This is a genomic window from Aeromonas sp. R6-1, from assembly GCF_040908165.1.
Lineage (GTDB): Bacteria > Pseudomonadota > Gammaproteobacteria > Enterobacterales > Aeromonadaceae > Aeromonas > Aeromonas caviae.
In genome coordinates, this window is record NZ_JBFODF010000044.1 from 54743 (window position 1) to 74310 (window position 19568).

The 19568-nt window shown below is 63.7% G+C and carries 16 protein-coding genes; 9 read left to right on the forward strand and 7 right to left on the reverse strand.

Translation table 11 applies throughout. The annotated features are described in order from the left end of the window. Positions 1–72 precede the first annotated feature (72 nt). The 5 genes from kdpA (at position 73) to AB5Y68_RS14560 (ending at position 7867) form a co-directional block, all read left to right on the forward strand. Positions 73–1755: a potassium-transporting ATPase subunit KdpA gene (gene kdpA / locus AB5Y68_RS14540; protein WP_039040657.1), complete on the forward strand. Its 1683-nt coding sequence runs from the start codon at positions 73–75 to the stop codon at positions 1753–1755. 55 nt (positions 1756–1810) lie between these two features. Beyond that, positions 1811–3868, forward strand: a complete 2058-nt coding sequence (gene kdpB, locus AB5Y68_RS14545; RefSeq protein ID WP_052258870.1) for a potassium-transporting ATPase subunit KdpB — start codon at positions 1811–1813, stop codon at positions 3866–3868. A 58-nt stretch (positions 3869–3926) separates the two neighbouring features. Then, the gene (locus AB5Y68_RS14550; protein WP_039040655.1) at positions 3927–4454 is read left to right on the forward strand and encodes a potassium-transporting ATPase subunit C; all 528 of its coding nucleotides are present in this window, start codon (positions 3927–3929) and stop codon (positions 4452–4454) included. Between the two features lie 102 nt (positions 4455–4556). Next, complete coding sequence (locus AB5Y68_RS14555; protein ID WP_039040654.1) at positions 4557–7145, forward strand: sensor histidine kinase KdpD; 2589 nt, start codon at positions 4557–4559, stop codon at positions 7143–7145. A 38-nt stretch (positions 7146–7183) separates the two neighbouring features. Next, positions 7184–7867 (forward strand): response regulator, encoded by a 684-nt coding sequence (locus AB5Y68_RS14560; protein WP_039040653.1) that lies wholly within the window; start codon positions 7184–7186, stop codon positions 7865–7867. Positions 7868–7963: 96 nt separating this feature from the next. Here the strand turns inward: AB5Y68_RS14560 and AB5Y68_RS14565 are convergent, their stop codons facing one another. Further along, positions 7964–9091, reverse strand: a complete 1128-nt coding sequence (locus AB5Y68_RS14565; protein WP_039040652.1) for a multidrug effflux MFS transporter — start codon at positions 9089–9091, stop codon at positions 7964–7966. A 92-nt stretch (positions 9092–9183) separates the two neighbouring features. Between AB5Y68_RS14565 and AB5Y68_RS14570 the strand changes: the two genes are divergently transcribed. Then, on the forward strand, positions 9184–10008 hold the full coding sequence (locus AB5Y68_RS14570) for a helix-turn-helix transcriptional regulator (protein ID WP_039040651.1): 825 nt from the start codon (positions 9184–9186) through the stop codon (positions 10006–10008). Here AB5Y68_RS14570 and AB5Y68_RS14575 read toward each other — a convergent pair. Beyond that, entirely contained in the window at positions 9938–10171 is a 234-nt protein-coding gene (locus AB5Y68_RS14575; protein WP_080770057.1) for a hypothetical protein, read from the reverse strand. The genes AB5Y68_RS14570 and AB5Y68_RS14575 overlap by 71 nt on opposite strands. Before the next feature lie 283 nt (positions 10172–10454). Here AB5Y68_RS14575 and AB5Y68_RS14580 point away from each other — a divergent pair, with 283 nt between their 5' ends. After that, positions 10455–11705 (forward strand): valine--pyruvate transaminase, encoded by a 1251-nt coding sequence (locus AB5Y68_RS14580; protein ID WP_039040650.1) that lies wholly within the window; start codon positions 10455–10457, stop codon positions 11703–11705. 73 nt (positions 11706–11778) lie between these two features. Here AB5Y68_RS14580 and AB5Y68_RS14585 read toward each other — a convergent pair whose 3' ends face one another. Together AB5Y68_RS14585 and AB5Y68_RS14590 are read right to left on the reverse strand one after the other, a co-directional pair. Further along, positions 11779–12219 carry an Hsp20 family protein gene (locus AB5Y68_RS14585; RefSeq protein WP_010672292.1) on the reverse strand — a complete coding sequence of 147 codons (441 nt, stop codon included), beginning with the start codon at positions 12217–12219 and terminating at the stop codon, positions 11779–11781. Positions 12220–12311: 92 nt separating this feature from the next. Further along, on the reverse strand, positions 12312–12725 hold the full coding sequence (locus AB5Y68_RS14590) for an Hsp20 family protein (protein WP_010672291.1): 414 nt from the start codon (positions 12723–12725) through the stop codon (positions 12312–12314). 256 nt (positions 12726–12981) lie between these two features. Between AB5Y68_RS14590 and AB5Y68_RS14595 the strand changes: the two genes are divergently transcribed. After that, a complete protein-coding gene (locus tag AB5Y68_RS14595) occupies positions 12982–13752 on the forward strand; it encodes an MBL fold metallo-hydrolase (RefSeq protein ID WP_039040649.1) in 771 nt (256 codons plus the stop codon). A gap of 85 nt (positions 13753–13837) precedes the next feature. Continuing rightward, entirely contained in the window at positions 13838–14803 is a 966-nt protein-coding gene (locus tag AB5Y68_RS14600; protein WP_039040648.1) for a GlxA family transcriptional regulator, read from the forward strand. A gap of 97 nt (positions 14804–14900) precedes the next feature. Here AB5Y68_RS14600 and gyrB read toward each other — a convergent pair whose 3' ends face one another. From gyrB to dnaN, 3 genes are read right to left on the reverse strand one after another with little or no spacing between them, the layout of a single operon-like run. Further along, positions 14901–17312, reverse strand: coding sequence for a DNA topoisomerase (ATP-hydrolyzing) subunit B (gene gyrB / locus AB5Y68_RS14605; RefSeq protein WP_039040647.1), 2412 nt, complete (start codon positions 17310–17312; stop codon positions 14901–14903). After that, positions 17309–18412: a DNA replication/repair protein RecF gene (recF, locus tag AB5Y68_RS14610; RefSeq protein WP_010672287.1), complete on the reverse strand. Its 1104-nt coding sequence runs from the start codon at positions 18410–18412 to the stop codon at positions 17309–17311. The genes gyrB and recF overlap by 4 nt, the downstream gene beginning before the upstream one ends. A 2-nt stretch (positions 18413–18414) precedes the next feature. Beyond that, the gene (dnaN, locus tag AB5Y68_RS14615) at positions 18415–19518 is read right to left on the reverse strand and encodes a DNA polymerase III subunit beta (protein ID WP_039040646.1); all 1104 of its coding nucleotides are present in this window, start codon (positions 19516–19518) and stop codon (positions 18415–18417) included. Positions 19519–19568 lie beyond the last annotated feature (50 nt).

Genomic DNA, 19568 nt, shown 5'->3' on the forward strand with positions numbered 1-19568 from the left:
TGCTGCTGGTCCTCGCCCTCGCGGGCTATCTGCTGCGCGCCCTCGCGCGCACCCATGAGTGAGGAACCGGATATGTGGCAAGAGATCATCTATCCCGTCGCGTTCGTGCTGCTGGTGCTGCTGCCGGCGCCTCTGCTTGGCAACTACCTGTATCGGGTGTTTGAAGGCAAGAGTCGCTGGCTGGCCCCGCTTGAGCGCGCCACCCTGGCCTGCTGCGGCACGGACGGGCGCGAGCAGGACTGGAAGTCCTACGCCCTCAGCCTGCTGGCTTTCAACGGCGCCGGTTTCGGCCTGCTGTTCCTGATCCTGATGGCGCAGGGGCTGCTGCCCCTCAACCCGCAGCAACTGCCAGGGTTGAACTGGCAACTCGCCTTCAACACCGCGGTCAGCTTCATGACCAACACCAACTGGCAGGCCTACTCCGGCGAAGCCAGCCTCTCCTACTTCAGCCAGATGGTGGGGCTCACCACCCAGAACTTCGTCTCCGCCGCCACCGGCGCCGCCGTCGCCATCGCCCTGTTTCGCGGCATCGCCCGCCAGCAGACCACCCACCTCGGCAACTTCTGGCAGGATCTGGTGCGCTTCTGCCTCTACGTGCTGCTGCCGATGGCGCTGATCCTGGCGCTGCTGCTGGTATGGCAGGGGGTGCCCCAGAGCCTGTCGGCCTATATGCCGTTCCACGCCCTGGAAGGCCAGGAGCAGCTGCTGCCGCTCGGCCCGGCCGCCTCCCAGATCGCCATCAAGCAGCTCGGCTCCAACGGCGGCGGCTTCTTCGGCATCAACTCGGCCCATCCGTTCGAAAACCCCACTGCCCTCTCCAACTGGCTGGAGATGGTCGCCCTGCTGACGCTGGCCGCCGCCATGGTCTGCACCCTGGGTCGTTACGTGAAGGATCTGGCCCACAGCCGCGCCATCCTCATCGCCATGACCATCATGCTGGTGCTGGGGCTTTGCCTCGCCATCGGCCAGGAGCTGAAGCCGGATCCCGCCCTCGCCCACCTCACCAGCGAAGCCGGCAACTGGGAAGGCAAGGAGAGTCGCTTCGGCCCCGTACTGTCCAGCATCTGGGAAGTGGCCACCACCGCCGCCTCCAACGGCTCGGTCAACGCCATGCACGACAGCTTCACCCCCCTCGCCGGCATGGTCGGCATGATCAACATGCTGCTGGGTGAAGTGGTGTTCGGCGGCGTCGGGGCCGGCATCTACGGCATGATGCTGTTCGTGCTGCTGACCGTGTTCCTGTGCGGCCTGATGGTGGGGCGCACCCCAACCTATCTGGGCAAACGGCTCGGCATCACCGAGATGAAGTGGGTGGTCGCCAGCATGCTGGTGATGCCGGTCGGGGTATTGGTGATCGGCGGCATTACCCTGCTGATGCCGAACTCCGCCACCGTCATCGGTCACGATGGCCCCCATGGCCTGTCACGACTGATCTATGCCTACGCCTCGGCCGCCGGCAACAACGGCTCCGCCTTCGCCGGCTTTGCCGCCGCCGACAGCTGGCAGTGCATCGCCATCGGGCTGGCCATGCTGCTCGGCCGCTTCGGCTACATCATTCCGGTGCTGGCCATCGCCGGCCAGCTGGCCCGCGCCCCGCGTCAGGAGCGAAGCGAGGGGGACTTCCCCGTCAGCGGCCCGCTCTTCATCACTCTGCTGATCGTCACCGTGCTGCTGATGGGGGGTCTCTCCTTCCTGCCGGTGCTGGCGCTGGGCCCGGTGGCGGAACACCTGAGTCTGCTGGGAGGAGCCTTCTGATGCTGCACACCCGAATGATCTGCGTGACCAACTATTCGATGCAGGGAGCTTTCCAATGAGCAAGTCCGCTTCAATGAGCACCGACACCATTCAGGTGAAGGGCAAGAAACAGAAATCACAGATCCTGCAGGCCATGGTGGAAGCCCTCTATCGCTTCAACCCCAGGGCGCTGCTCGGCAGCCCCATCCTGTTCACCCTCTGGCTGGCGGCCGTGATGGCGACCCTGGAGTCCCTGCTGGGGCAGCCGCTCTCCGGCGTCGCCCCCTCGCTGGCCTGGCAGCTGACCGCCTGGCTCTGGCTGACCCTCTGGTTTGCCAACTTCGCCGAGACCCTGGCCGAGGGTCGCGGCAAGGCGCGGGCCGACAGCCTGAAGGCCGGCATGAGCCAGCTCAAGGCTCGTCGGGTCACCAGCCCGCAGGATGACAAGGGCGAATGGGTACCGGCCACCAGCCTGCTCAAGGGCGACCTGGTGCTGGTGCGCAGCGGCGAGATGATCCCGGCCGATGGCGAAGTGGTCGCCGGCATCGCCTCGGTCAACGAGGCGGCCATCACCGGCGAATCCGCCCCCGTCATCCGCGAGTCCGGCACCGACCGCAGCGGCGTGACCGGCAACACCACCGTCGTCTCCGACGAGATCTGGGTGCGTATCACCAACAACCCGGGCGAAAGTACGCTGGATCGCATGATTGCCCTGGTGGAAGGGGCCAAGCGGCAGAAGACCCCCAACGAGATGGCGCTGGACGCCCTGCTGGTAGGGCTGACCCTGATCTTCCTGCTGGTGGTGGCCACCCTGCCCTGGTTCCTCGACTACAACGGCACCCAGGTGCCCCGGCTCTATCTGCTGGCGCTGTTCATCACCCTGATCCCGACCACCATCGGCGGCCTGCTCTCCGCCATCGGCATCGCCGGCATGGACCGGCTGGTGAAGCTCAACGTGATCGCCAAGTCGGGCCGGGCGGTGGAAGCCGCCGGCGACGTGCGCACCCTGCTGCTGGACAAGACCGGCACCATCACCTTCGGCAACCGGATGGCGGACGAGCTGATCCCGGCCCCCGGCGTGGACCCCTCCCTGCTGGCCCAGGCCGCCATGCTGGCCTCGCTCGGTGACAATACGCCGGAGGGCAAATCCATCCTGACCCTGGCGGGCAAGAGCCACACCAGACCGAGCCAGCTGGAGAGCGACATCATCATCCCTTTCAGCGCCGAGACCCGGCTGAGCGGGCTGGATCGCAACGGCCATCACTATCGCAAGGGGGCGGTGGACGCGGTGCTACGCTACCTCTCCCTCGATCGCAAGGCGGTGCCCGAGCTCATCCTCAAATCGGTGGACAACATCGCCCGCCAGGGCGGCACCCCGCTGCTGGTCTGTACCCACGAGAAGCTGCTGGGGGTAGTGTTCCTCAAGGACATCATCAAGCCGGGCATCAAGGCCCGCTTCCAGATCCTGCGCCACATGGGGATCCGCACCGTGATGATCACCGGTGACAACCCGCTGACCGCCGCCGCCATCGCCGCCGAGGCCGGGGTGGATGACTTCATCGCCGAGGCGACGCCGGAGAAGAAGCTGGCCTACATCCGCCAGGAGCAGGCCGACGGCCGGCTGGTCGCCATGTGCGGGGACGGCGCCAACGACGCACCCGCGCTGGCCCAGGCCGACGTGGGCCTGGCTATGAACGAGGGGACCCAGGCCGCCAAGGAGGCGGGCAACCTGGTGGATCTCGACTCCAACCCCACCAAGCTGCTGGACGTGGTGCTGGTGGGCAAGCAGCTGCTGGTGACCCGCGGCGCCCTGACCACCTTCTCCATCGCCAACGACGTGGCCAAGTACTTCGCCATCCTGCCAGCCCTGTTCATCGCCGCCTATCCGCAGCTGGGGGCGCTGAACCTGATGCAGCTGGGCAGCCCGGAGAGCGCCATCCTGTCGGCCATCATCTTCAACGCCCTGATCATCGTCGCGCTGGTGCCGCTGGCCCTGCGCGGGGTCAGCCTGAAGGGAACGGCGGCCAGCCTGCTGCGCCGCAACCTGCTGATCTACGGCGTCGGCGGCCTGATAGTGCCTTTCATAGGTATCAAGCTGATCGACCTGGTTATCACCGGCCTGGGCCTAGTGTGACTACATAGCGGGGTGCAGGCCTGGCTTGTACCCCATCAATCTTTTGGAGCAAAAAATCATGATAGCAATCAGAACCCTGCTGACCCTGACCCTGCTGCTGGGGGTGGCATATCCGCTGGCCGTCACCGGGCTGGCCCAGCTGCTCTTCCCCTGGCAGGCCAACGGCAGCCTGCTCACCAACGCCAAGCAGCAGGTGGTCGGCAGCGCCCTGCTGGCCCAGAAATTCGAGCGGGCCGACTACTTCCACTCCCGCCCCTCCGCCAGCGATTTCGCCACCATAGGTGGCGGCGGAAGCAACCTGGGGATGAGCTCGCCGCTACGGGCCGAGTTTGCCGCCGCGGCGGCCAGGGCGCAGACGGAAGCCAGGGTCCCCGCCCTGCTGACCCGCTCCGCCTCCGGCCTCGATCCCCATCTTCCCCTCGATGCAGCGCTGGCCCAGGTGGATAGGGTCGCAGGGCAACGGGGGCTGGATCCCGTTCAGCTGACGGAGCAGGTCAAGTCGGCGGCACAAGCTGGTATCCTTGGCCCGCAGGTGGTCAACATTCTCCAGTTGAACCTGCAACTCGATCATCAAAAGGGCGCCTGAGGGCGCTCCTTGCCGTTCGGGAAGGCTCCCTTTCGACAACGGGGACAAGCATGAGCAATGAGGTCACGGCCGCAGTTCGGCCGATGCAACGGGAGCACGGGGATGCGTGATGAAGTGAGGGCAGACGCCCTGCTGGCGAGCCTGGAGCAGGAGCACAGGGGCAAGCTGAAGGTGTTTCTCGGCGCGGCCCCCGGCGTCGGCAAGACCTACGCCATGCTGCAGGCGGTGCGGGAGCAGGCCAGAGAGGGAGTCGACATCCTGATCGGGGTGGTGGAGACCCACGGCCGCCAGGAGACCCTGGCCCTGCTCGACAAGCTCGCCATCCAGCCGCGCAAGCTGCACCTGCACCGCCAGCAGCGACTGGAGGAGATGGATCTGGACGGCCTGCTGGCGCGAAAACCCGCCATCGCCGTGGTGGACGAGCTGGCCCACAGCAACGCCCCCGGCAGCCGCCACGAGAAGCGCTGGCAGGATGTGGAGGAGTTGCTGGGCGCCGGCATCGATGTCTATACCACCCTCAACGTGCAGCACCTGGAGAGCCTCAACGATCTGGTGTGGCAGCTGACCGGGGTCAGGGTCAAGGAGACCCTGCCGGATCAGGTGCTGCTGGAGGCCGACAGCCTAGTGCTGATCGACCTCCCCCCCAAGGAGCTGCTCGGCCGCCTCAAGGAGGGCAAGGTCTATGTGCCCCACCAGGCCAAGGCCGCCCTGCAGTCTTTTTTCTCCCTCAACAACCTGACCGCCCTGCGGGAGCTGGCAATGCAGACCGCCGCCAGCCACGTGGAGGGGGATCTGCAGTTGCAGTGGCAGGCCGCCGGCAAGACCACACTGCCGCTGCGGGGCAAGCTGATGGTCTGCATCGGGGATGAGCACGGCGCCGCCCTGGTGCGTTACGGCCACCGCTTCGCCCAGCGCAGGCAACTGCCCTGGCTGGTGGTGCACATCGACAGCAAGGGGCAACGCTCCCCCGAGCTGGAGCAGGCGCTGGCCCTCGCCTCCCAGCTGGGGGCCAGGGTGCTGACCCTCTCCAGCCCGGCCGTGGCCGATGCCCTGCTGGAGACCGCCGAACAGCAGCAGGTCTCCCAATTGCTGCTCGGCAAATCCCGCAACCCGCCCTGGCGTCGATCCCTGGTACAGCACCTGCTCAAACAGGCGCAGGGATTCGAGATCACGCTGGTGGATACCGAGAAGCGCAAGCCCGGTCTGACCCTGCCAACGGCAGGCCCGGGTGAGCTTCGCCAGAGCCTGCTGGCGGTGGCCATCATGGGGGGGACCTCGGCCGCGGTCTGGGCCCTCTCCCACTGGCTGCCCCCCGCCTCCCTGCCCATGCTGTTCGTGCTGGGGGTACTGGCCACCGCGCTCACCACCAGCCTGGTCCCCGCCATCCTGGCCGCCGTGCTGGGATTCGTCGGCCACAATCTGCTGTTCACCTTCCCCTACTTCTCCCTGAGCGTGGCCAGCCACAGCGACCTGCTCACCCTGTTCGTGCTGCTCATCGTCGGCATCGCGGCCGGGCGCCTCGCCTCCCGCCAGCGTCAGCAACTGGTCAGCCTGCGCGAGACCCAGCAACTGGGCAACGCCCTGCTCTCCCTGAGCCAGGGACTGGCCACCGCCAGCAGCCCGGTGGACGTGCTGAGACAGGGAACCCAGGCCATCGCCCTCGCCCTTGGGCAGCCCGTGTTCGCGCTCGATGGGGATTACCAGTACCGGGCCGGTGACACCCAGACCGGGCCGGGCCAGACCGACAAGGCCGCCATTGACTGGTGCCTGGCCCAGAAGCAGAGCGCTGGTGCCCATACCGCCACCCTCAACGCCGCCGAGGCTCAGTATCATCACCTCGGCGATGACCTGGTGCTGGGCATCCGGCTGGCCAGCCCGCTCACCTCCGCCGCCGAGCACCAGCTGCAGGCCCTGCTCACCGATATCCGCGCCGCCCTGGCGCGGATCGATCTCAACGAGCGGCTGGCGGACAGCCAGTTGCAGGCGGAGACCGACCGGATGCGCGCCGCCCTGCTCTCCTCGGTCTCCCACGACCTGAAGACGCCGCTGGCCACCATCATGGGGGCCGGCAGCACCCTGCTGGAATACGGGGACCGGATAAGTGCGGAGGACCGCATCGAACTGCTGCACTCGGTGCAGGACGAGGCGCGCCGCCTGCACGGCTATGTGCAAAACCTGCTGGACATGACCCGCATCGGCTCACCGGACTTCCAGTTGAAACGGGACTGGGTTGACCTGGCTGACCTGGTGGAGAGCGCCCGCCGCAGACTCGACTCCTCCTGGCGCCAGCACAAGCTGCTGGTGCACTTCGATCAGCAGATCCCCCGGCTCTATGTGCACGGTGCCCTGATCGAGCAGGTGCTGGTCAACATCCTCGACAACGCCTCCCGCTACTCGCCGGCCGGCACCCCCATCGAGTTCAAGGTGATGCTGGCGGACCCCGACCTCATCATCGACATCATCGATATCGGGGTCGGCATCGCCGAGTCGGATCGGGACAAGATCTTCAATCTGTTCTACACCCAGCCGGTCGGCGACTGCGGCAGCCGCGGCACCGGGCTTGGCCTCGCCATTTCCCGCGCTATGATAGAGGTCCACGGCGGCCGCATCTGGGCATTCGCCGGCCCCAACGGCAACGGCACCTGCATGCGCATCTCCCTGCCGCTGGCCCTCAACGCACCGGCGGCCTGATGGTCGCCGCCCTTTTCAATCAGCAAACGGGAGGCTGAATGGCTCACATACTGGTCATCGACGACGAGGCGGCCATCCGCCGTTTTTTGCGGATCAGCCTGATCGCCGAAGGACATCAGGTGAGCGAGGCGGTCGGCGTCACCGAGGGGATGGCGCAGTATCGCCACCTCAATCCCGATCTGGTGATCCTGGACCTCGGCCTGCCGGATGGCGATGGCATCCAAATCCTGCACGCCATCCGCGAGCACCACGCCAATCCCGTGCTGGTGCTCTCGGCGCGGGACTCGGAGCAGGAGAAGGTGCGGCTGCTGGATGCGGGGGCCAACGACTACATGAGCAAGCCGTTCGGCGTCGGGGAGATGATGGCCCGTATCCGGGTGCTGCTGCGCCAGCGAGTCGGTGCCACCAGCGGCGAGTGTCGACACTTCCCCCACTGTGGCCTGACCCTGGACAGCAGCAGCCACAAGGTGACCTTGCAGGGCGAGGAGATCCCCCTCTCCCGCAAGGAGTTCGCCCTGTTGCAGGCGCTGGTGTGCCACCCCGGCAAGCTGGTGCAACAGACCCAACTGCTCATCGACATCTGGGGACCGAGCCACAAGGAGGACACTCACTACCTGCGCATCGTCATCGCCAGCCTGCGCAAGAAGCTGGGAGATAACCCCCAGCAACCCACCCTGATCGAAACTGAAGCCGGCATCGGCTACCGTTTTATCGGCAGCTGATGTTGCAGCAAGAAGCTGGGCGGCAACATTCCCAGCAACCCACCCTGAGCGAGACCGAAGCCGGCATCGGCTACCGCTTTATCGGCAGCTGATGTTTCACGTGGAACGACGCCAGCAACAACAGAGTGCCAACAGACCGCATCCCCCGAACAGCAGTCCGAGATCCTGCAAGCTGGCTGCAACCGCCAACCCCAGGCTGAGTAGCAGGTAGTAGCCAAGCCCGAACAGGGCCCCGGCACTGCCCGCCACCTCCCGATAGGCCAGCAGCGCCTGGCTCAGCACATTGGGGATAGCCAGCCCGAACGCGATCACCACTCCCGTCATGGGCAGCAGAAACCAGAGCGATGCCTGACTGGCCCACACCAGCCAACCCGAACCCAACGCCAGCACGGCGGCGAGCCGTATTAACGAGGCAGGCGTCCAGCCACGGCCCAGCAGGCGCTTGTTGAGCAGGCTGCCCACCAGGGTCGCCAGCGCCAGCACGATGCCGGAGTAACCAAATTCCCCCGCGCTCAGCCCCAGACTGGCAAACAGAAACGGCGCCAGGCTGTAGTAGCCGAACAGCATGGTGTTGAACAGCGCCACCAGGGCGGCGCTGCGCCACAAGCCGCTATCACGCACCATCCGGCAGGCCAGCGGCCAGAGTGCGACCCTCTGAGTGATGGCCGGGCGGGTTTCCGGCAGTTGCCAGCAAGTGACCAGCAGCAATCCAACTGCCAATACCAGCAGGGCGCCGAATACCCCGAGATAGCCGAACCCGCTCGCCAGCTGGCCGCCGCTCACCAGCCCCAGCACCGGACTGAGGGAGAGCGCGATGCCCATCACCGAAAAGACCCGCGCCAGATCGCTGCCCTGATAGCTGTCGCGCAGCATGGTCTGGGTCACCACGGAACCCACGGCGGCGCCGAAGGCCGCGATGACCCGGGCCAGCAGCAGGGTTTCAAATTGAGTGGCCAGCAACGCCAGCAGGGTGCCGGCGCCATAGGTCAGCAGCCCCGCCAGCATGGCGGGACGCCGCCCGACCAGATCGCACAACCTGCCCCAGCAGACCACGCCCGCCGCAAACGCCAGAAAATAGACCGACAGGGTCTGGGACGCCAGCCCCTCGCTCACCCGAAACTCAGTGGCGATATGGGTCAGCACCGGGCTGTAGATGGTCTCCACTATCTGGGGAAACATCATCAATCCGACCACCAGCCAGCGCGGTGGCAACCTGTTGTTCATGACACACCTCCTTCACAAGAGGTCGCCATTCTAGAGAGGGATAACATGTCCGATTACAATAAGGCGGACTATAAACAGCAAGAATCGGACACATGGCCTTTATTCTTCCCGATCACCCCTTTGATCCGGACCAGCACGACGGCAGCGCCATCGGTATTGCCGCCGCCCTCGGCTGGCACGACTCCGGCCGCCATCAGCACCAGCGCCACCAGCTGCTGTTCGCCCAGGCAGGCTGCATGACCATAGAGCTGGACGATCAGGTCTGCCTGCTGCCGCCGACGCGAGCGGCCTGGTTGCCAGCAGGCCTGCCCCACCGGGTGTTGATGCGCGGGGTAGTGGCCTATCGCTCCCTCTACTTCCAGCCGGAGCCCGCGTTGCCAAACGAGATGGCGGTGCTGGCCGTCAACCCGCTGCTGCGGGAGATCATCGAGCGGATGGCGCTCTGGCCGTGGGACAAGCCGGAAGCAGAACAAACCTGCACACTGGCATTATTGAAAGAAGAGCTGGCGCAAGCGCCGCGGGAATCCTGGCAGTTGCCGCTGCCGTCAGACGGGCGTCTGACCGGCTGGCTGCAGGAGATAAAGCGGGGTGACACCCTGCCCGATCGGCTCAACCGGCTGGCCGAACGGGTGGGTGCCAGTGACAAGACCATAGGCCGCATCTTCATGCGGGAGACCGGCATGAGCTACCAGGCCTGGCGCCAGCAGTGGCGACTGCTGCGGGCCATGGAGCTGCTGGCCGAAGCCGAGCCCATCAGCCGGGTGGCCGCTGCCCTGGAGTTCGCCAGCGACAGCGCCTTCATCGCCTTCTTCAGGCAGCACACGGGGCAGACCCCCTTGCGCTACCTCAACTCTCGGGATGAGTCGCATCGGCCGAGCTCGCCTCCACCACCAGGGTCTCCAGGGCCAGCGGCTTGAGGTTGTGGATGGCCTCTGCCACCACGTCATGGGAGGCCTGCTGCTGCAAGGCCAGCATCTCCTGTTGCAGGGCGGCGCTATCCAGCTCGGGTCTGGGGTTCTCGGCGGCCATGGCATTCAGGCTCAGGCTGCTGGCAATCAGGGTAGCGATCAGGGTCTTCATCTGGTGTGCTCCGGTGTGGTTGAGATGACCAGATAGCTATTCCAATAGTTGTGCCAGATTTGTAACAGCATGATTTTATTGATATAAATAATTTTTTGATGCTGCCCCCCCCCTTCCTGAATCGAATGTTGGTTATTTTAAAACCTATAAATGGTTTTTTTTACCACCTCCATCATGGCAACCCTGTTCCACGTGAAACGCCCCGTTTTTTTGATCGACACCCGCTTTTGAAGTGAGCTATGGTGCTAGCTCCCCCCTTAACTGACTCTGGATTTGCCACCGAATGGAATTCTCCTTGTTCGGCGAGAAGTTCACTCGCCACGCCGGTATTACCCAACTCATGGACGACCTCAATCAAGGGCTGCTGAATCCCGACGCCATCATGCTGGGAGGCGGCAATCCGGCCCCCATCCCCGCCATGCTGGAACGCTTTCAGGCCGAGGCCAACACCCTGCTCGACAACGGCGAACTGATCAAGGCCATGGCCAACTACGATGGCCCCCAGGGCAAAGACAGGTTCACCAAGGCGCTGGCGACCCTGCTCAGCAAGGAGCTGGGCTGGGAGATCTCCGCCCGCAACATCGCCCTGACCAATGGCAGCCAGAACGCCTTCTTCTATCTGTTCAACCTGCTGGCCGGCGAGTTCGCCGACGGTCGCAAGAAGAAGGTGCTGTTCCCCCTGGCCCCCGAATACATCGGCTATGCCGACTCGGCCCTCTCGGACGATCATTTCGTCGCCTACAAGCCCACCATCGAGAAGCTGCCCGACGGCCAGTTCAAATACCACGTGGATTTCGAGAGCCTGCAGGTGGGCGACGACATCGGGGTGATCTGTGTCTCCCGGCCGACCAACCCCACCGGCAACGTGCTCACCGACGAGGAGATCGAGCACCTCGATCAGATTGCCCGTGACAAGGGGATCCCGCTGCTCATCGACAATGCCTACGGCGTGCCCTTCCCCGGCATCATCTTCAGCGACGCCAAGCCGTTCTGGAACGCCAACACCATCCTCTGCATGAGCCTCTCCAAGCTCGGCCTGCCGGGCACCCGTTGCGGCATCGTCATCGCCGACGAGAAGATCATCCGGGCCATCACCAACCTGAGCGGCATCATCAATCTGGCGCCGGGCAGCCTGGGTCCGGCCATCACCATTCCGATGATCGAGAGCGGTGACATCATCACCCTGAGCGAGCAGGTGGTGAAACCCTTCTACCAGCAGAAAGCCACCTTCGCGGTCCAGCTGCTGCGCGAGGCCATTCCGGATCCGCGCTTCCACATCCACAAGCCGGAGGGTGCCCTCTTCCTCTGGCTCTGGTTCGAAGACCTGCCGATCCACTGCCAGGAGCTGTATGAGCGACTGAAGGCGAAGAACCTGCTGATCGTGCCCGGCCACTACTTCTTCCCCGGCATCGACGACCCCGAGTGGCGCCACAGCCAGGAGTGCATCCGCCTCAACTATGCCCAGAGCGAAGATCTGGTGCGTCGCGGCATCGCCATCCTGGCCGACGAGATCAACGCCCTCTACGCCGGTTGATTCCCCCTTCGGCATGAAAAAAAGAGGCCTGCAGATGCAGGCCTCTTTTCTATCAGGTGGTCAGCGATGTTGTTTAACCGGGCAGTGCCAGCTGATCGGGTTTGCCGATGGGGATGGCGCGGGGCTTGAGCGCTTCCGGCAGCTCCCGGGCCAGCTCTATGGTCAGCAGACCGTGCTCCAGCCTGGCCCCCTGCACTTCCACGTGCTGGCTCAGCTTGAAGGCGAGCTCGAAGTCCCGCTCGGCGATCCCCTGATGGAGGAACTGGCGCTCGCCCATGGTGGCGACCTTGCGCCCCTTCACCTTGAGGGTGCCATTTTCGGTCTCCAGCTCCAGCTCATTGCGATCGAAACCGGCCACGGCAACCGTGATGAGGTAGCTGTCGTGATCCCGCTTTTCGATGTTGTACGGGGGGTAGGCCGAGGTCTTCTGATCGAACAGGCCTTCCAGCTCGCGGGCCATCCGCTCGAAGCCGACGGCATTGGAATAGAGATGAGAAAAATCGAGGTTACGCATGATCCTATCCTTCTATAAAGCAACAGGGTTTACTCTCCACGGGCCCGCCATCGGCACCCGGGAAACATCAGCAATGCAACGAGGTCAGGCTGTCAGCCGTTGATCTCGATCTTGCGGGGCTTCATCGCCTCGGGCACTTCGCGCACCAGGTCGATGTGCAGCAGACCGTTCTTGAGGTCGGCCCCCTTCACCCGCACATAGTCGGCCAGCTGGAAGCGACGCTCGAAGCCGCGTTCGGCAATGCCTTGGTAGAGGTAGTTGCGCTCGGTGTCGGCCTGCTTGCTGCCCTTCACCGTCAGCAGATTTTCCTGGAAGCTCAGCTCCAGCTCTTCCTGGGTAAAGCCCGCCACCGCCATGCTGATGCGGTAGTCGCTGTCACCCAGCTGCTCGATGTTGTAGGGGGGATAGCCGGCATTGCCATTGCTGGCCGCAGATTCGATGAGAGTGGCCAGACGATCGAAGCCGATGGCAGAACGATAGAGCGGAGAAAAGTCGATAGAACGCATAGTATTACCCTCTTGTGAGCGATAACGGATTGTTTGCCCTCCTGATGGACGGGCGCCTGGTCGAAACCTCTGTCGAGCGTTCCGGCCTTGTTATCTATATAGGGGCCAACATTTGGCTTTCAAGGGGTAAAAACAAAAGAAATGCAGGCCATCAAAAATGGCCCGATTAGATCGATAATAGGCCTGCGGGCCACTCATGATCCGTCCCTCATCCCTCCATACTGGCCGTGTCCCCAACGAGAAACCGGAGCACGCCATGAAGATTACCCAGGTTCGCAACGCCACCCTGCTCATCCACTACGCAGGAACCCGCTTCCTCATCGACCCCATGCTGGCCCCCAAGGGGAGCTACCCCGGCTTCGAAGGCATGGCCAACAGCCATCTTCGCAACCCCCTGGTCGAGCTGCCGCTGCCCATGGCGACCCTGCTGGAGGTGGATGCGGTGATCGTCACCCATGACCATCTGGATCACTGGGACGATGTCGCGAAAGCGAAGATCCCCAAGCACCTTCCCCTGTTCGTGCAGCATCAAAAAGATGCCGACACCATGAGGGGATGCGGCTTCGAGGATGTGCGCCTGCTGGGCGAGGTCGGCGAGTTCGCCGGCATCCGCCTGCAACAGACGGAAGGCCGACACGGCAGCGATACCATCATGGCCCTGCTGGGGGATCGCCTTGGCGAGGTCAGTGGAGTGGTCTTCTCCCATCCCGCCGAAAAGACCCTCTATCTGGCCGGCGACACCGTCTGGAATGCCCAGGTTGAACAAGCGCTGCACCGGCACCAACCCGAGGTTGTCGTCCTCAACTGCGGTGATGCCCAGGTGACGGGTCTGGGCGCCATCATCATGGGCAAGGAGGATGTGGCCGCCGTCTATCAGGCCGCCCCGCAGGCCACCCTGATCGCCAGCCACATGGAGGCGGTCAATCATGCCCTGCTGTCCCGGCGGGAGCTGCGCGACTACCTGGACAGCCAGGGGATGGCCGCCCGGGTAAGGGTGCCCGAGGATGGCGACACCATGGTGCTCTGAGCGAGGGGCCGGGCACCACATGGCTCTTCGGCTTTCTGTTACTGCCCCGTATGATGGGGATCCGAGTGCAAAGGAGTTTGCCACCATGCCCCGTCCCCTCATCGTCGCCGTCATCACCTTCGATCGCTTCAGCCCCTTTCACTGCTCGGTGCCCTGCCTCATCTTTGGCGACAAGATGATGCCGGGCCAGTCGTTGTTCGAGCTGAGACTCTGCGCCGGGGATGACACGCGGCAACCCGCCTCCTCCCAGGGCTTTCGCATGGAGGCCGACTATGGCCTGGAGGGTCTGCTGGAGGCGGATATCATCATCATCCCCTTCTGGCGCGATCCGGCCGAGCGCCCCGCCCAACCCTTGCTCGATGCCCTGGTTGCCGCCCGGATCAGGGGAGCCCAGATCGTGGGGCTCTGTCTCGGTACCTATGTGCTGGCCTATGCCGGCCTGCTGGACGGGCGCGGTGCCGCCACCCACTGGGAATTTGAGCAGGAGTTCGTCCAGCGCTTCCCCCGGGTGCGGCTCGATACCAATGCCCTCTACGTCGACGACGACGGGCTCATCACCTCGGCTGGCACCGCCGCCAGCCTGGACTGCTGCCTCTATCTGGTTCGCCAGCATCACGGCAGCCAGATTGCCAACAAGCTGGCCAGGCGGCTGGTGGTGCCTCCCCACCGGGAGGGTGGCCAGGCCCAGTTCATCGAGCAGCCGGTACCCGCCACCACCCGGGATGCCAGGATCAACCAGCTGTTCGATCACCTGCGCCTGCACCTGGCCGCGCCCCACACCCTGGACAGCCTGGCGGAACATTGCATGATGAGCCGACGCACCTTTAGCCGCCGCTTCCAGCTCGCCACCGGTCTCTCCCTCGGGGAGTGGCTGATGGCGGAGCGTCTGCGCCGCAGCCAGACGCTGCTGGAGTCCAGCGCCCACACCGTGGAACGCATCGCCGAACTGGTGGGGCTCGGATCTGCCACCATATTGCGCAAGCACTTTCGCGCCCGCTTCGGAGTGTCGCCGCGGGAGTGGCGCCGCACCTTTCGCGGTGACAGAGTCTAGGTCCCTCATGTTTCACGTGGAACGCGCCCTTTTCCTTGCCCCAGAAAACAAAAAGCCGCTCACGAGGAGCGGCTTTTGATGGTTGTCGGACCGTCTGTTAGACGTCGAGGTTGGCAACCCGCAGGGCGTTGGTCTCGATGAAGTCGCGACGGGGCTCTACGGCGTCACCCATCAGGGTGGAGAAGAGCTGGTCGGCGCCGACTGCGTCGTCGATGGTGACACGCAGCATGCGACGGGCTTCCGGATCCATGGTGGTTTCCCACAGCTGCTCCGGGTTCATCTCGCCCAGCCCTTTATAGCGCTGGATGTAGATGCCACGCTTGCCTTCGCCCATCAGCCACTCGACCGCTTCAACGAAGCTGGCGACCGGCTTCACCTTCTCGCCACGCTTGATGTAACCGCCTTCCTCGATCAGGTTGGCGATCTCCTTGCCCAGGGAGACCAGCTGACGGTACTCGGAGGATTGCAGGAAGTCATAGCTGAGCGGGTATTCGCGATCAACCCCGTGCTGGCGTACCACGGCGTGGGGCACGAACAGGCTGCGCTCCTCGTCGCGGCGTACCTGCATCTGGTACTGGATGCCGTGGTTGCTCTCGTTGAGCACGGCTTCCATGCTCTGGCACCAGGCCTGCAGATCGCTCTCGCTGGCCAGCAGGGCTTCGTTCAACTCAGGCTGATAGATCAGCTGGGTCAGCACGGCTTCCGGCGCGCGGCGGGACATGCGGGTGATGAGGTGAGTCACGGCGCGATGCTGGTTGACCAGACGCTCCAGCGCCTCGCCACCGATGGCCGGGGCAGACTCGTTGACGTGCAGGGTCGCACCGTCCAGCGCCATGGCGGTCTGGTACTGCAACAATGCGTCTTCGTCTTTCAGGTACTGCTCCTGCTTGCCCTTCTTCACCTTGTAGAGCGGCGGCTGGGCGATGAAGACATAGCCACGCTCGATGATTTCCGGCATCTGACGATAGAAGAAGGTCAGCAGCAGGGTACGGATGTGCGCACCATCGACGTCCGCATCCGTCATGATGATGATGTTGTGATAGCGCAGCTTGTCCGGGTTGTACTCGTCGCGACCGATGCCACAGCCCAGGGCGGTGATCAGGGTGCCCACCTCCTGGGAGGAGATCATCTTGTCGAAACGGGCCTTCTCCACGTTCAGGATCTTGCCCTTGAGGGGCAGGATGGCCTGGTTCTTCCGGTTGCGACCCTGCTTGGCGGAACCGCCAGCAGAGTCCCCTTCCACGATGTAGAGTTCGGAGAGCGCCGGGTCTTTCTCCTGACAGTCCGCCAGCTTGCCGGGCAGACCGGCGATATCCAGCGCGCCCTTGCGGCGGGTCAGTTCGCGGGCCTTGCGGGCCGCTTCACGGGCACGGGCCGCATCGATGATCTTGTTGACCACGATTTTGGCGTCGCCCGGGTTTTCCAGCAGGAAGTCGGCCAGCTTCTCACCCATCGCCTGTTCCACGGCGGTCTTCACTTCGGAAGAGACCAGCTTGTCCTTGGTCTGGGAGGAGAACTTGGGATCCGGTACCTTGACGGAGATAACGGCAATCAGACCTTCACGGACGTCGTCACCACTGGCGGCGGACTTGGCCTTCTTGCTGTAGTCCTCCTTGTCCATGTAGTTGTTCAGCGTCCGGGTCAGCGCGGTACGGAAGCCCACCAGGTGGGTACCACCATCCCGCTGCGGAATGTTGTTGGTGAAGCAGTAGACCCCTTCCTGATAGGCGTCGTTCCACTGCATGGCGACTTCGACACCGATTCCGTCCTGCTCTGTGGTGAAGTGGAACACCTTGGGGTGGATCGGGGTCTTGTTCTGGTTCAGGTACTCGACGAAGGCCTTGATGCCCCCTTCGTAGCAGAAGTGCGCCTCGCGGCCATCACGCTCGTCCATCAGACGGATGGAGACGCCGGAGTTGAGGAAGGAGAGCTCGCGCAGACGCTTGGCCAGGATCTCGTAGTGGAACAGGGTGTCACTGAAGATGGTCGGGCTCGGCCAGAAGCGGACTTCGGTCCCGGTGCCGGTGCTGTCACCAATCTGCTTGAGGGGTGCCTGCGGCTCGCCCAGGTGATAGGTCTGCTCGTAGACATGACCGTTGCGGCGGATGGTCAGCAGCAGCTTGTCGGAAAGCGCGTTCACCACGGAAACGCCCACACCGTGCAGACCGCCGGACACCTTGTAGGAGTTGTCATCGAATTTGCCGCCGGCGTGCAGCACGGTCATGATGACTTCGGCGGCGGAGCGGCCCTCTTCCGGGTGGATGTCCACCGGAATGCCGCGACCGTTGTCGCGCACGGAGACGGAGCCGTCGGAATGGATCTTGACCTGGATATCGGAGCAGTAGCCAGCCAGAGCCTCGTCGATGGAGTTGTCGACGACCTCGAACACCATGTGGTGCAGGCCCGATCCATCGTCCGTATCGCCGATATACATCCCCGGGCGCTTGCGGACCGCATCCAGGCCCTTGAGCACCTTGATATTCGAGGAGTCGTAAGTATTTTCACTCATAGCTTACTCTCTGCCTTCTCTAACGTTTCGGAGATCTTGCCTTGTTCCACGTGGAACAGCTTGCAGTCACTCGCATCCATCATGTCTGCGAGCTGACCGGTATCGATGGCGGTGATGAACACCTGGGACGCGCACTGCTTCAGCCTTGCGGCCAGCAGACGACGTTTGTCGACATCCAGTTCAGAGGCAAAATCATCAATTAAAAAAATACAGCCGCGGCTGCTATGTTGATTCAAATAGAGCCCTTGGGCCAGCCGCATGGCACAGACCAGCAACTTCAGCTGACCCCTGGACAAAATATCCTGCGCGGGCACGCCGTTCGCCTTGAGCCGCACGTCCGCCTTCTGCGGACCGACCCCAGTGTACCCCAGCGAACGATCCCGTTCGAACCCCGCCTCCAGCAATGCATCGAGGGGAGTGTCTTTTTCCCAGCCTCGATAGAATCCAAGACTGATATCGAACTCCGGCAGAAAATCTGCCGTCATCTCCTTGATCAGGGGGGTAATGGCCTGACAATAACTGGCGCGAAAACCCGCCAGCTCGCCGCCCAGTCGCACCAGCTCCTGATCCCAGAACGCCAGTTGACGATACTGGGTGCTCTGGCGCAACAAGGCATTGCGCTGCTTCAACAGCCGACGCACCCGCCCCCAGAGGGAGAAGAAGGTCGGCTCCTGATGGAAAACACCCCAGTCGAGCCAGGCCCGGCGAGCCTGGGGCCCACCGGTCAGCAGGCTGAAACCATCGGGGTGGATCAACTGTACCGGCAACAGCTCCGCCAGATCGGCCAGGCGCTGGGCCTGGGCACCGGCGATCTTGAGCTGAGTTTCGCCCCCCTTGTCCTTGGCAAGCCCGATGGGCACCTGACGCCCCTCCAGCTCGCACTGGGCAAACAGGGTAAAGGCCCGCTCGCCCTGGCGGATGACCCGCCCGGTCAAATGGGTACGAAACGAGCGGCCGAGACCAAGGTAATGAATGGCTTCCAGCACGCTGGTCTTGCCGCTGCCGTTGCTCCCGACCAGGATATTGAGGCCGGGAGACAGCGCGAGACTGGCGTGCTGAATATTGCGAAAGTCGCTGAGCTGGAGTTTGACCAGGGACACGACTAGATCCGCATCGGCATCACCACGTACTGGGCATCTTGGTTCTCAAAATCCTCAATAATGGCGCTGCTGATGGAATCGCTCAGGCTGATCCGGATTTGGTCACATTTTAACGTATTCAACACGTCCAGCACATAGGAGACGTTGAAGCCGATCTCCATCTCGCCAGCGGCGTATTGTACGTCAAGCAGCTCTTCGGCTTCTTCCTGTTCCGGGTTGTTGGCGGTGATGCGCAGCAGGTTTTCCTGCAGATTGAGACGCACCCCACGGAATTTCTCGTTGGAGAGGATGGCGGCACGAGCAAAGGCCTGGCGCAGATCCTCGCGACCGGCGATCAGGGCCTTATCACTCCCCCGGGGGATGACGCGGCGCCAGTCCGGGAAACGGCCATCCACCAGCTTGGAGGTGAAGATAAAGCCATCCAGGGCGGCGCGCAGGTTGCTGCGGCCCACTTGCAGCCGTACCGGCTTGTCTTCTGCTTCCAGCAGGCGCACCAGCTCCAGCACCCCTTTGCGCGGCAGGATGACCTGATGATCGGGCAACGATTCCCCCACCACCTCGCGGCGGCAGGTGGCCAGCCGGTGACCGTCCGTCGCCACGGTACGCAGGCCGTGTCCTTCGCTCTCGAACAGCATGCCGTTCAGGTAGTAGCGCACGTCCTGGCTCGCCATGGAGAACTGGGTCGCGTCGATGAGTTTTTTCAGCTCCAGCTGGCTGATGTCGAACTCGAGCACGGATTCCCAATCCTCGATGTTCGGGTATTCGGTCGCCGGCAGGGTCGACAGGTTGAAGCGGGAGCGACCGGAACGGATGATGAGGCGCTCTCCCTCGGTGCTGAGGCGGATCTCCGCCCCCTCCGGCAGACCGCGACAGATGTCCAGCAGCTTGCGCGCCGGCACTGTGGTGCGGCCATCCTGGCTGTCGCTGTTGAGATAGACCTGTCCGATCATCTCCACCTCGAGATCGGTCCCGGTCAGCGACAGCAGGCCATTGCTGACATCGAGCAGGACGTTGCCGAGGATGGGCAGGGTCGGCCGGCCACCCAGGGCACCGGACACCAGTTGCAGGGGACGTAACAGGGCCTCACGGCTAATTTCGAGCTGCATCTGTGCTCTCCGTTGTTATTGGGAGGAAAGGATTAGGATCAGGCTGGAAC

Bases quoted from the DNA above. Each gene is read 5' to 3' on its own strand.
- AB5Y68_RS14555 (WP_039040654.1), top strand. From the start codon at position 4,557: ATGCGTGATGAAGTGAGGGCAGACGCCCTGCTGGCGAGCCTGGAGCAG.
- AB5Y68_RS14580 (WP_039040650.1), top strand. From the start codon at position 10,455: ATGGAATTCTCCTTGTTCGGCGAGAAGTTCACTCGCCACGCCGGTATT.
- AB5Y68_RS14575 (WP_080770057.1), bottom strand. From the start codon at position 10,171: ATGAAGACCCTGATCGCTACCCTGATTGCCAGCAGCCTGAGCCTGAAT.
- AB5Y68_RS14560 (WP_039040653.1), top strand. From the start codon at position 7,184: ATGGCTCACATACTGGTCATCGACGACGAGGCGGCCATCCGCCGTTTT.
- AB5Y68_RS14570 (WP_039040651.1), top strand. From the start codon at position 9,184: ATGGCCTTTATTCTTCCCGATCACCCCTTTGATCCGGACCAGCACGAC.
- AB5Y68_RS14565 (WP_039040652.1), bottom strand. From the start codon at position 9,091: ATGAACAACAGGTTGCCACCGCGCTGGCTGGTGGTCGGATTGATGATG.
- AB5Y68_RS14590 (WP_010672291.1), bottom strand. From the start codon at position 12,725: ATGCGTTCTATCGACTTTTCTCCGCTCTATCGTTCTGCCATCGGCTTC.
- dnaN (WP_039040646.1), bottom strand. From the start codon at position 19,518: ATGCAGCTCGAAATTAGCCGTGAGGCCCTGTTACGTCCCCTGCAACTG.
- kdpA (WP_039040657.1), top strand. From the start codon at position 73: ATGTGGCAAGAGATCATCTATCCCGTCGCGTTCGTGCTGCTGGTGCTG.
- AB5Y68_RS14550 (WP_039040655.1), top strand. From the start codon at position 3,927: ATGATAGCAATCAGAACCCTGCTGACCCTGACCCTGCTGCTGGGGGTG.
- AB5Y68_RS14595 (WP_039040649.1), top strand. From the start codon at position 12,982: ATGAAGATTACCCAGGTTCGCAACGCCACCCTGCTCATCCACTACGCA.
- AB5Y68_RS14600 (WP_039040648.1), top strand. From the start codon at position 13,838: ATGCCCCGTCCCCTCATCGTCGCCGTCATCACCTTCGATCGCTTCAGC.
- AB5Y68_RS14585 (WP_010672292.1), bottom strand. From the start codon at position 12,219: ATGCGTAACCTCGATTTTTCTCATCTCTATTCCAATGCCGTCGGCTTC.
- gyrB (WP_039040647.1), bottom strand. From the start codon at position 17,312: ATGAGTGAAAATACTTACGACTCCTCGAATATCAAGGTGCTCAAGGGC.
- kdpB (WP_052258870.1), top strand. From the start codon at position 1,811: ATGAGCAAGTCCGCTTCAATGAGCACCGACACCATTCAGGTGAAGGGC.